Source organism: Pseudomonas vranovensis, from assembly GCF_040438935.1.
GTDB classification, from domain to species: domain Bacteria; phylum Pseudomonadota; class Gammaproteobacteria; order Pseudomonadales; family Pseudomonadaceae; genus Aquipseudomonas; species Aquipseudomonas vranovensis.
This window is the reverse complement of sequence record NZ_CP159259.1, coordinates 2,435,107-2,446,849: the sequence shown is the minus strand read 5'-3', so window position 1 is coordinate 2,446,849 and position 11,743 is coordinate 2,435,107. Positions and strand designations below refer to the sequence as shown.

9 protein-coding genes are annotated in these 11,743 nt (G+C 53.0%); 3 read left to right on the top strand and 6 right to left on the bottom strand.

Features of this window, described 5'->3' with window-relative positions:
* Nucleotides 1-18 precede the first annotated feature (18 nt).
* Both ABVN19_RS11230 and ABVN19_RS11225 read right to left on the bottom strand, forming a co-directional pair.
* Nucleotides 19-399, bottom strand: a complete 381-nt coding sequence (locus ABVN19_RS11230) for a DUF4209 domain-containing protein (RefSeq protein WP_353632808.1) — start codon at nucleotides 397-399, stop codon at nucleotides 19-21.
* A complete protein-coding gene (locus ABVN19_RS11225; protein ID WP_256585845.1) occupies nucleotides 338-1,426 on the bottom strand; it encodes a hypothetical protein in 1,089 nt (362 codons plus the stop codon). The genes ABVN19_RS11230 and ABVN19_RS11225 overlap by 62 nt, the downstream gene beginning before the upstream one ends.
* Nucleotides 1,427-1,542: 116 nt before the next feature.
* Between ABVN19_RS11225 and ABVN19_RS11220 the strand changes: the two genes are divergently transcribed.
* Nucleotides 1,543-1,887 carry a hypothetical protein gene (locus ABVN19_RS11220; protein ID WP_254502311.1) on the top strand — a complete coding sequence of 115 codons (345 nt, stop codon included), beginning with the start codon at nucleotides 1,543-1,545 and terminating at the stop codon, nucleotides 1,885-1,887.
* A gap of 218 nt (nucleotides 1,888-2,105) precedes the next feature.
* Here ABVN19_RS11220 and ABVN19_RS11215 read toward each other — a convergent pair whose 3' ends face one another.
* The 3 genes from ABVN19_RS11215 to ABVN19_RS11205 form a co-directional block, all read right to left on the bottom strand.
* Nucleotides 2,106-2,237 carry a hypothetical protein gene (locus ABVN19_RS11215; protein ID WP_256122401.1) on the bottom strand — a complete coding sequence of 44 codons (132 nt, stop codon included), beginning with the start codon at nucleotides 2,235-2,237 and terminating at the stop codon, nucleotides 2,106-2,108.
* Between the two features lie 62 nt (nucleotides 2,238-2,299).
* Complete coding sequence (locus ABVN19_RS11210; protein WP_254468751.1) at nucleotides 2,300-2,782, bottom strand: toll/interleukin-1 receptor domain-containing protein; 483 nt, start codon at nucleotides 2,780-2,782, stop codon at nucleotides 2,300-2,302.
* Between the two features lie 748 nt (nucleotides 2,783-3,530).
* Nucleotides 3,531-3,740, bottom strand: a complete 210-nt coding sequence (locus ABVN19_RS11205) for a hypothetical protein (protein ID WP_105641991.1) — start codon at nucleotides 3,738-3,740, stop codon at nucleotides 3,531-3,533.
* Between the two features lie 369 nt (nucleotides 3,741-4,109).
* On the opposite strand from ABVN19_RS11205, the gene ABVN19_RS11200 reads away from it, so the two are divergent.
* Nucleotides 4,110-8,126: a hypothetical protein gene (locus tag ABVN19_RS11200; RefSeq protein WP_105641992.1), complete on the top strand. Its 4,017-nt coding sequence runs from the start codon at nucleotides 4,110-4,112 to the stop codon at nucleotides 8,124-8,126.
* A gap of 214 nt (nucleotides 8,127-8,340) precedes the next feature.
* The gene (locus tag ABVN19_RS11195; RefSeq protein ID WP_146117327.1) at nucleotides 8,341-9,768 is read left to right on the top strand and encodes a DUF6161 domain-containing protein; all 1,428 of its coding nucleotides are present in this window, start codon (nucleotides 8,341-8,343) and stop codon (nucleotides 9,766-9,768) included.
* Between the two features lie 246 nt (nucleotides 9,769-10,014).
* Here ABVN19_RS11195 and mobH read toward each other — a convergent pair whose 3' ends face one another.
* On the bottom strand, nucleotides 10,015-11,733 hold the full coding sequence (gene mobH / locus ABVN19_RS11190; protein ID WP_105641994.1) for a MobH family relaxase: 1,719 nt from the start codon (nucleotides 11,731-11,733) through the stop codon (nucleotides 10,015-10,017).
* Nucleotides 11,734-11,743 lie beyond the last annotated feature (10 nt).

The following is an 11,743-nucleotide window of genomic DNA, read 5'->3' as shown; positions in this document are numbered from 1 at the left end:
ATACATTTCGTACAGAGCCTAGAGTGAAATCCGTTCTAGCTGCGGGGCGACATGTGTGCTCCAAAACCGCTGCAGCGGCAAGCACACCAGGTAGTACATGAGCCAGCACGCATAGATGCTGGAATGCAGGTAGCAGGTACCGGATGCCAGCTTGCCGTGTGCTAGCTCGTGGCGCAGGCAAGGGCTGCCTTTGAGATTGAACAGCAGGTCAATCGTGTAGATCAGGTCGATGCCAAAAACCGACTCCAACTGCTCTCGGCGGTTACTCAGCAGCCCACTGAGCGACCGGTCTTCTTGCAGCATCTCTTCGTCCAGTTTCGATGTATCGATGCCAGAGTCACTGAGCACATGGCGTAGCGAGTTTTCGAGCTGTGGGAACAGCAGATGGCAGGCGGACATCATGTCGCCCTGAAGGAAGCGCGCGAGGCCCAGGGCATAAATGCTCGAACCCTGACCGCACGAATGGGCTAGCTGACACGATGGCCATCAGGTGTCGATCATCGACAGCAAATTTGGTCATGAGCGTTTGGGTTGCCGGCTTTACTCGGCTTTCAACCCACATTTGGTACAGGATGTCCAAGTAGCGAAGGCTCTCATGGTCATACCATTCAGGTGGCGGCGTGTCGTTGAAATTGATGGTCGGTGCTTGGGTGACGACCCGGCCCAGCGTGTCGGTGTAGATGTGTCCGTTGAAGAGGTCGGACAGGAATGAGTCACTACGGTCACGGATGATGTCCGTGTGCAGCGCCATTTTCTCCGGCACCTCACAGATCTGGGCAAGTTTGTAGAAGAATTCTGGAAGCATCAGATCCTTGAAGACATTGATGGTGCCCTGGCGCTCCTCGCTCAAATCCATCGGGATCTGGAAGGGAGAGAGTTCGTGAGCAGCCTGCGCTTGCAGCTCCAGCAACTCGACCATCAACGCTTCCAGTTCCGTTTGCATGCCTGGAATAGAACGAAGCTTCCGTATGGCATCCCGCGACCAGCTGGCTCTTGCCATGAAGCTGTCGACGCCTTCCCGCATCCTGAGCGTCTGCTCAATCGACTTTAACTTGCAGCGCTTGAAGCCTGCGTGATCTTTGGACAGATGATGGGCGAGGGCGGCAAGCTCCCACACAACTTTGACGGCCATGGCGTACTCGCTGGCAGCGGCGGCGTTTGCCGACCTCTCCGCATCCTGTGCAACTTGCGCCCATTCGATCAGGTTGAAGGACTGGCCTAGCCGAGCCAATCGATCAAGCGACGTGAAACACCTCAGTTTCTCTGCATGGGTGTAAAGACGCTTCCACGTTGCGATCACGGTCTCGGGCGGTGTTTTTCGCTTGCCTGTGCCGGCTACAATGTGGAAAGCCCTTTCGATCAGGTCGACGACTTTGGAGGACAGCCCGGAGGGTGGCTCGTACCTGAACGAGAGCTTGTCGTCCAAGTAGAATTTGATCGTTTCACATTAGGAAGTGATTGCCAAGCCGGCGCTTCGATGCAGGTTTCTATGGTTGTACCAACGGTACCGTGACTTCGCCGTGGGGAGCTGCCCAGTACGCCATGATGGATTCGCTGCTCAAGTTGCTTGATGCCCAGCAGCGTGACGTCATCAGTATCCGATTGAGGTCGATGCTCTTCGCGGAGTCTGTGGAACCTGACGATTTCGCAATCCCGCTATCGAAATATGGCCATCTCATTCCGGATGTTCAACCGTCTAATCCGCAAGAGGTTCAACGGATCGTCCTGTTCCTGGCGTACCTGAGCCGCAACCCCGACAGCCTTCCAGCCTTGGCCAAACTCTTCGATGCGAAGGCCGAGCAGTGGGAGAAGCTGTTGCCAAACTTTCTGAAATCACCCCGGCCCTCTACAAAAAATTTGCTCAAACCAAGGGCTTCAAGCGCCTGATCCAGTCGCTCAAAAGGGCCGCGCGTGATCCAGAACCTGAGCAGGACGCGTGACGGGCTGTTCCCGTTTAGAGCCTAGGTACTGAAGTCGATGAACAATTGGAGATGGCGGAGCAGACGGAGATCTGAAAGCGTACAGCGACGGTCGTGGTATGACCGTCGCTATCCGTCTAGAAGCGGCCTAGCTTGAGTGACTCGCCCCTCTCACTGCTTTCAAGGTCAGTCACCCTTTTTGTGTTTATGTACTTCCAGATCAGGATGTTTGGATTTGTTTTCTTCGGTAACACGACGGCGCTGGTCCTTTTTGCCGGTGGATTCAGCGATCGGTTTGGGGCCGGGCTTAATACTCATGTGTTCAACTCCTTCGATTGATAACGTGTCTCTAAGTAAAGCGGTATGCATGGACAGTGACGCTACGGGGCCACCAACTCGGCAAGCTTGGCCGCGATATCTCCAAACGTATCTTCAGCAGTGCTCAGGCCGCTTCTCGAACCGAGTAAAGGACTGACTTCGCGCAGCGATTCGTATGTTGTGTCGTGAATGACGGGAACCAGCAGATCCCTTGCGAGCAGCGCGGAAAGCTCCTTGTCGGCGATGCCTTCGGCCGTTAGGCGGCGCAGCAAAGCAGGGGTCACCAGCACAATTCCTACTCGAGACTTCGCCAATCCCTTATCAATTTCACGCAGTAACGAAGAGCCTAGAAGGACATCTTTCTCGCTGAACCAAACGGAAACACCAAGCGACTCGAGTACATCATGCAGCTCCTTCGCGGATCCTTTCCGGTCGTCCCAGGCGTGACAAAGAAAGACGTCACGTAGATCAGGTACTGTCGCACGCCTCTCGACATTTTCGCGTACCGGTGTGAGGGTTCGTACCTCGGCGTAGGTGTAGGCCACAGAGGATCCGGGTTTCGACCAACGCGGCTTTGCGCTGCTGGATGAACCGCCGCTACTGCGACCACCCCCGCCAGTAGACGGGGACGAATAGGATGGTGCGTAGAACGAGGATGAATACGATCGCGATCCGTACCCGCTATATCCGCCTCCACATGCGGGACACGCTGCTCTTGCGCTTGCCGAACGATGACCATGTACCGGTGCTGTACATCTAGACATGTCGTAAACCTTCCGTTTGTAGCTGCTCACCCAGATGATTAAGCAGCGGCTGTACCGAGCCTTCAGCTTTTTGAAAACACCGCAGCCCATCCTTATTGACTCGAAATCACCTTCGCTTCAGATCGTGATTCCAATATGACAGCACAAACGATAGCCAACAGCGCGAATTCCGCTAGCAGGCTTAGCGTGAATGTTCGCTAGCAACTTCCGTTACAAATGCCGCCATGGTCTAAACCTATCTATCAATGCGGGTAGCTCTCCATCCAGCTTCAGGGGCTCTGACGTTCAACGGCCCCGTCATCGATGCCGTTGTTCAATCGACGAACGTCGCATATGGGTCGAAAGCAGCCGGCTGGAATCGCCTTTTTTCCACTCACCGGCCGAAGTCTTAACGCGCTCGTACAGTAACAGTCCTTGATCGTCGGCATCAGTGACGGCGACAACTCGTTGAGCAGCTATCGGGGCAAGTTCGCCTCGCGGGCTCCATGAACCATGCTGCCGGCGCCAGGCGGGCGGAGATAAGGTGGTCTCAGTGCAAAGAGCGTGCAGGCCCACCGAGCGATCGCAGTTGGTACTCCGTGACTGCTTGGAACAGCGACTCAGCAAGTAGTCGCAGGCGCTCAACTTCCTCGGCGGGCCTGCCAGCATCTTGTGCCGTGTGATACTGCCGCTGTGTCTCGATGGCCTGCTGAATCAGCGGCTCGCCAGCCTCAATAACTCCCGCCAGGGTCTTCTTCACATTCTGCTGTTCCTATCATTTGGTCAAAGCAGTATAGGTCTACAGCCATATGTGTTTCGCTACGGTTCGAACAGATCAGCGACAACCACCAGTGCCACCTTCCGGCCAATAGAGGACATTCAGACGTGTCAAAATTGGGGGCAATTTAGAGTGTAAACGCAATCAGCACCGCTGAACCTATGATCAGGGAGATTGCTCTTGCTGAGATTGGCACCGTACCGAAAACCCCGAGCGCCAGCACCGTTGCGAAGCCCAATTTGAGATTGAAATGGCGTACTATCATCAGCAGGAACAGTCAGTGAAATTGACCTGGCTGAAATGACATCGCACCAAAAATAAGGTGCAGCTCAAAAATGCAGAATTTATTCTATGAATTCAACTTTCTACCTTCCGCGCAGCCTCTCCAATAAAGACAGCATTTACACTGAAGAAGCATTGCTGGCGGCATCAAATTACGTTGTTGTTTTAGCAGAACCCGGAGGCGGAAAAACTGAACTTATGGGAAGCCTAGCCCGACAGCTGGGAACCTCCACCGTTACCGCAAACAAGTTCAAACACTTGGGGGCTGATGCCGAGAATTACCCACTTGTGATCGATGCGTTTGACGAGCTGGCCAAACTCGATCAAACGGGTATTCACAGCCTTCTTGCTAACGCCAGAAAAGCAAAGCCAACACGAGTCATCATTTCGAGCCGATCTAGCGAGTGGGGCATAGCTGCCACGAAAGCATTCGAAGACTATCTAGGATGCTCACCGCTGGTGGTTAGGCTCTGCGAGTTTGACGAGGGAGAACAGCGGGAAATTTTTTATCATCATGTTCGGGGTGAGGAATTTTCAAGGTTTCAAGCGGAAGTAGCTCGATTCGACTTAGAAGCGTTACTCCCTAATCCCCAGTTTCTCAAAATGTTTGCAGATGCTTATATTGAAAGCGGCAGACACTTTACAGATAAGCGAAATATATTTTCACAAGCGGTAGAGCGGCTGGCGAAGGAAGCCAACGTCAATGTCGCGCAGACGCTATCCAGCACACAAAGGGTTGCTCTATCGTCTGAAGTGTTCGCCAAGCTTTTGCTGTCCGGAGCAGAAGGCATAGGAACGAGCGAGTCAACCGCAGATCGGATCTATCCACTGCTGGCATCACTCTTTGACAAACACACAGCAGCTGAAGGCATCTTAGCAACTCGACTTTTCAAACCTGGGGACAGTGCGGATCAACATCGGCCTGTTCACAAGATCGTCGCTGAATACTGTGCGGCAGACTACCTTGCAAAGCGGATCGCCGATCCGGTTGATCCTCTGACATTACATAAATTCCTACCTGTCATCGCTCCGAACAACGTAGTTCGAGATGAACTCCGGGGATTACTGGGTTGGCTGGCGGCGCTAGGCAATAGATCCATTCAAGAGACTGCTATTGCGCTTGATCCCTACGCGGTGCTTGCGAACGGTGATCCATCTCAACTCGAACACTCCTCAAAACGTCTACTTATACAGGGCCTGAAAGACGTCGAAGCGAAGGACCCCTATTTCCGCCGAGGAGATGCTTGGCGCCGGTTCAGTGCTTCAGGTTTCTTTACGCAAGAGGTTATGACAGAGATTAAACCCCTGCTAGCGGGCGGCAGTGAAGGGCATTTGCGTGATCTAATACTTGAGCTGTTGACGGGGTCACCAGCGATTGCGCATCTGACACCAGAACTGCATCAACTCGTGTTGAACTCAAGCGAAAGCGAACACACTCGCTTGTTGGCTAGCAGATGTCTGCTCGACCTGTCGGGCCATGACCATCGCGCCGATTTAGCAGCCCTAGTCTCTGAAGCCAGTCATACCTCTCTGAAAATTGCGGTAACCATCCTAACGGCTATCGGCGCAGAAGTATTTAGTTTAGCTTACCTCGCCGACTTTCTACGAGTCTGCTCGAAACTTTACCCTAGTCATCAAGAACCATACAGATCCGCAATCGCTACGCCGCGTTACTATATAAGGCGTTTTGTTGACGGACTTGGTTTGATATCAATCGAGTGGCTGCTTGACGACTTAACTAAAGAGCTTGTTTGCACATGCAAAAAAAAGCATTTTGAATGTGATTGTCGAATTGGGATCAGCAAGATTGTAGGCCTAATGCTGGATCGATACTTTGACCTGGCAATGCCTCCTTTTGACCCGAAAAGGGTTTGGCATTGGATCGAAAATCTTATTTTTCATCATCAGAAATCAGCGGATCAGAGCAAAGCAGTTCAAGTGCTTCAAAATGACGATGGCCTGCGCCAGGGGATCATGGCACAAGCATTTGGAAATCTTACTAACAGCGACGATATTTTCGAGACTAAAATACAGAAATTTGATTTTCACTCTCACTCTGGCCTTCGCTTTCAATCCAATGACTGCAACTTTATAGTCGACCTGGCATTTGAAACTGATAACCCAGCATTGTGGGTGAGTTATATCGCAATGCATAACTTCCATCAAAGTAAAGCGCTGCGAGGTCCAAATAAATTACGACGGCACATGCGTGAACAGGCCTTGGAGAAATCTTCTTTGATGCGCGAGTGGGCAATGTTCAACAGAGCTGCCGCGCAATCTGCACAATCCCAACAAAAAAGCATGTTTGCCCACAGGCGGAGGATGAAACGCCGCCACCGAGAAAAAAACGATATCAATAAGTTAAATATTCAGTATTTGCGGGACAACCGAGAGCTTGTTGAAAACGGTCGGCATTGGGGGTATCTTGCGCGCTTTGCTAATTCGGCTCTTACCTCCCCCGATGAAATTGAGCATGAATTCGGCGATGAAGCGCTCGTTCGTAAAGCTCTCAGAAACTGCCTAGATTTCATTGCTCCCGATGTCCCTAATCTGCTCAGGCTTGCGGAATTACAGTGTGCATCGCAGGGCGCTTACACTGAACCTGTTCTTTTTGCAGCTTGCTTGGAAATCATGCGCAGCGACGGAAACCTGGAAAGCGTCGATCTGCCGTTACTGAATGCACTCCGAACTAATCTCGACATGGGCTATAGTGCCGTGTCCGACGAAGAGCGCCATGCGCTGAAAGATGAAGTCGACCGATTGATTTTCGCATCTACGGGAAGTGCCGAAACCTTTCTCCGGCAGTACGTCGAGCCCCAACTCGCACAAAAAGGCTGCCAACATCCCGATATTTGGTTGTTACGCGGTGATGAAGTTTTCAGTCACCTAAGGGACGCAATTTCAATAGAATGGCTTAACCGATTTCCTGATTTGGCGCTCGGATCGCTTGATATGCTCTTTGAAATTGCGGCCGAGTTCGGTGATCGCGATGCCCTTCAAAAAATCATCGCAGAGCGTTGCACAACTTTCATGTCCGCGTGGCCCAGTCCGACTGGCGATGAAGACCTCGAAAAAAGGCGCATTTTTTGGTTCGTGCGCGCCTTTTATTTTTTAGAGGACACTCCTGAAATATACTGGAATTGGCTCAAAACCGACAAGGACACCATATTTTCGCTTAATGAGCGTTCTGGGCGATTTAACTATGGCGAACACTCCCATTGGCCTACGCTCAAATTAAGCAAAGTGGTGGCTGTTCTAGATGCCTTTATTGACAAGTGGCCGAAGGTATACCTACCAAGCCATTGGGGTACGGGAAGCCCCAGCGAAGAAAATGCATACCGCTTTTTGACAGAAATCGTTTGGTTAATCGATTTAGATGTCTCCGATGACATCGTCCGTGTCATTGATCGACTTCTTGCCGATCCGAAGTTTACAGATATGTACAACGATCTTAAGAGCATACGTGCTCGTAAAATCAGTCAAAAAGCACGGAGAGATTTCGAACCGCCGACGCCACAGGAAGTCGTCGATCGCCTGGATCGCGATGTGGTGGTGAATGTTGAGGGCTTGCGCCAACTCGTCCTCCAAGAACTTCTAGATTTTCAGAAAGCAATAAATGGTGGCGAATTTAATTCCGCGGATCGCTTTTACGATGATGGTAAGCACCTGAACGAAGTACGAGCTACCGAAATCATTGCTGAACGTCTCAGCCTAATACTCAAACCGCAGGGCATTGCAATTACGCCGGAGCACCAGCTGAAGAGTGCTAACCGCAGCGATTTCACTGCGACAAAATTGATCGGTGGTAAAAGACGGCTGCTTGTGACTGAGGTAAAAGGTCAGTGGCATAGAGAGTTATACACTGCCGCGGTGGCGCAACTATATGCGCGCTACTCCATCCACCCCGACGCTGAATACCAAGGCATTTATCTTGTGATCTGGTTTGGCCCAGATGTGAACGTCGCAGGAATTAAAAACCGAAGTATCAACAACGCTCAGGAACTGAAAGGCAGCATCGAGAAAACGATGCCGCCAGAGCTGGCTGGACTAATTGATGTGTTTGTTCTGGACGTTTCTAAACCCTAAAATACAGCAATGAAAGATCGAATCGAAGGCTGGTCGCAGCAGACCTAGAAGAGGCCAAATACAGCACTCTGAATTACTCCTAGTTTTGTAGGCAGGCGTAATGACCGCTTCTGGCCGATAGCAGTTCGTGGCGATCGACCCAAAGCAGCCGTTCGATGTGTCTACAAAACCAAGGACGATTCAGAGCTCGCTCATTTGTCAGGGGAAGATGTTGATGTCGAAAAGCGCGGGTGTAGTCTTACGTCTAAACGGCGACGTGTTAAGGTTCAAATCCAAGGATGAGCTCAAAGATTATTTGCAATCCATTTGCCGGGGGTGGGAGTGGCTTATAAACATGACGGGCGCCTATCAGGAGGTCGGTAAAGCCATTTTTCGGGTCTATTTTTACGATCCGATCTCTGTGATTAGGCAGGAGATGGAAGATAGCAAGATATCTGTCTATAAGCTGGGAAGCGAGACGTCCGTATTTTTACTCAATGACAGTGATGCCGGTTACCTCATCGCCAAAACGAGGCGGGAGTACGATGATGTCACGGCTGCCTTGGCAATCCTATATTTGAGTAAATACACCAGGAGCTTGGTCGCTCGTGACGAAAGGATTAGCGAATTTGCAATCAGCGATCGGCTCACCTTTGAGCGTTCGGTTGCGATTCAAATTGCCATTTCGCTTCAAGGTTTTTCATCCATAGGGGCTGATGCCCGCTCTGCGTTGATGTTGGAAACGTTAGATCGATTCGTTTCGCATGCTGACTTGGCAACGGATGCAGTTAATACCTACGTAACCGACATCAGCGAGTCCACCCAGTCGGCGAAGCGAGACCTCGACAGCTTGGGCGACTCGTTGAAGAACGCGTACATCCGACGTCGCAAACGCTACTCTGCCTATCTGCTCAACGCGCGGAATTCAGCCCGCACGGCATTTACCGACGCTGTAGATTCTTTTGAATCCGCGAAAACTGCGTACCACGATCAAGTAGACCTGAATGCGTCTGTGCAATATTGGATGGTGCGCAAACGGAATCACTCAGTGTTCAAGGTCGTCTGGTTTTTTGCGGTGCTCATGAGCATGGCGGTCATGTTCGTTTCGGTAATGGGCTATTACGGGGTTGGTGGGGCTGCGGGGCTCTCAAGCGCGTTCGGTCAGTACCGTCAGCAAAGCGCGGACGGCAACGGCTCTTCTGTGGGTCTCGTTGCAGCACTGTTGCCTGCGGCCGTTTCTGCTCAGGCTGGCGACCCTGTTCAACACTCAGCTCAAACGGAGCCTGCAGATACCGCATCTGCAGTGACCACAACACCGACCCATGCTGTGGTGCCAGGCGCTGCTCGATCTGAAGTGGCTACGGCGATCGCGGATTTGGCCGGGGTTGCATTGCTGATCACACTCCTGGGAATTCTCATCAGAATTACGCTTCGCCAGTTCAATACCCACTCACACCTGACGTTGGAAGCCGAGGAGCGGATCACGTTCACCAAGACCTACTTGGCCTTGCTGAACGAAGGCAAGCTGAAGTCCGAGGAAGACCGCAAGCTGGTGTTGGAGAGTCTGTTCAGATCAACCAAGTCGGGCACCATGGACGAGATCCCGTTCTCCAGCCCGGTTGAGCTGATCTTTAAAACCATTTCTGACAAGAAAGCCAGTTGAGTGCATCAAGGGTTCCGGCCCTGGTCACGTAGGCCGGGTCACCTCAGTGAGTATTTCGGCTGGCGCCACACGGCCGTATTGCGACTGTATTGGCCATGAGCGCCCGGGGTGGCACCAGCTCGAGCTCAGCCCGGCAGCGAAGGACTCTCACTCGACGGTGACAGCAGTGCCTGCAGGCGCGTCTGGTCGCTTTTTGCTCACGGCCCGGTGACGGCTATGGGTCGAAAGCTGCCCTTCGAGGTTGGTTTACCTGATCAATGCGAGGTATGGGTTGTCTACCGGATGCTCACTGGTAAGTTCTGCTGCTCCAAGCAGCAGGTAGCCATTTAGAACGCTTGTTTTGCGAGGACCTCTCACTGCGCAGGTCCAAATATTTTGTCCATTAGCTCGTTTCTGGTGGATGCCCAGCTTCTCAAAATGACGTTGAATCCGCCGCCAAGGTTCTTTCTGGTCGGCTCCGTCAGGCTGCTCTAGATGCTCGGCTGCATAGCGCTGGAAAATGCCCGGCGTGACCAGGAAAAAAGTGCCGTCCACGGTGTGGACCTTGGCCTTGCTGTCGTTGACCACTAAGCGACGAGTATGGATTCCGTCTCGCAGCCACTCGAGAAAGGCCAGCCCCACGCCATCCTGGGGTTGCGCAGCGGCGGATTCCAGGGGGCCCGTGTTTGATCCAGTCTCGAGCTCGGCTGGCACTTGCAGCATGTCCATCAAATCATCGAGGTAGTCGAAATCCTGACTCAATTGCTCGGGGGCTTGCTGTTTTTCTTCTGAGGCTGTTTGCGGCTGATCCGTGACCGGCTCGTTGATTTCACTGGTCATTAGTGGACCATCCATCATCGGCTCGACCGTGCCACTGAAGCAGTCTGGTCGAGGCTCATTGGCCCACACAAGGCTTGGCTGCAGGCGAAGAAAGGTAAAGCGATGTTGCCAGTCATCGTCTGCTACGGTGGCGCTCCATACCGCTTTGCCCTCCGGTGTCGTGTCCACCAATCCATGTGACTGCAGCTCATCGAACAAGGCGATGTTGGAGGAGGGGATTCCGTCGACCGCCTGAGCCAGCAGGTAGGCGCGCAATTTGTCGGTGGAAGTCTTGCTGACCAACCACAGATGATCCTTGGTGAGCCAGCCGGCCGCACCGGGCTGGTTGAGTTTGAGCTCATTTTTGATTAAGTGGCGCAGGCCCATAAGCAGATGGTGCTGCAGCGAGTGTTTGGGTGTCTGCAGGGCTTTGGTGGGGTTGGCACCGATGTTTTGCGCGGTAGATACCCGATCAGCTTGCAGTACCAGTTCCCCGAGAGTGCCAGCATGCTCGTAGTGGTTGGCCAGTAGGAAGAGCAGGTGGCTCCACAAGACCGGATAGTGGCTAAGCCAGTCGAGCAGACGGGGCGCCAAAATTTGCGTGTACAGCAGTCCCGTGGCGGCGCCGTGCAGTTGGTAGTCGCGACCGGCCACGTAGCGAAAGCGGTAGTGCTGGTTCAAAGGGCCGTGCCAGGGGTGCCACACTTCGCCATTCTGATACTCGACCTGCAGATCAACGGCAATCTTGCCAATGTCGTGGAGCAGGGCGCCGTAGGCAATCGCGGCGCTCCAGGCGTCAGCCTGTGCGGCTTGGTCTTCCGGTGCGGCGCCGCTGGGTAGCAGGTACGACTGTCGCAACTTCAGGCTGCAGGCCACCAGTTCTAGACCATGGTCCAGCATGCCGCCCGGATAGGCATGGTGGTGGCTTTCGCTGGCGGGGAGTTGCTGGACATAGCTGGCGTAACGGCGGATCGGATCAAGGTAGAGCTCATCGAACTGTGACTCGGAGAGAGCCGTGTATTGCCATATGCGCTCCAGCAGCTTTTTCCGGTGGTCGGCACAGAGCAGGGATTCAGAGGGTAGCGGGAGGAGAAACCCCACCGGCGTTGGAGCGCGCGAGGGTTCCGCGGCATTCCCTTTTGGATGTTTGAACCACCAGCGCTTCATCGCGTTACCT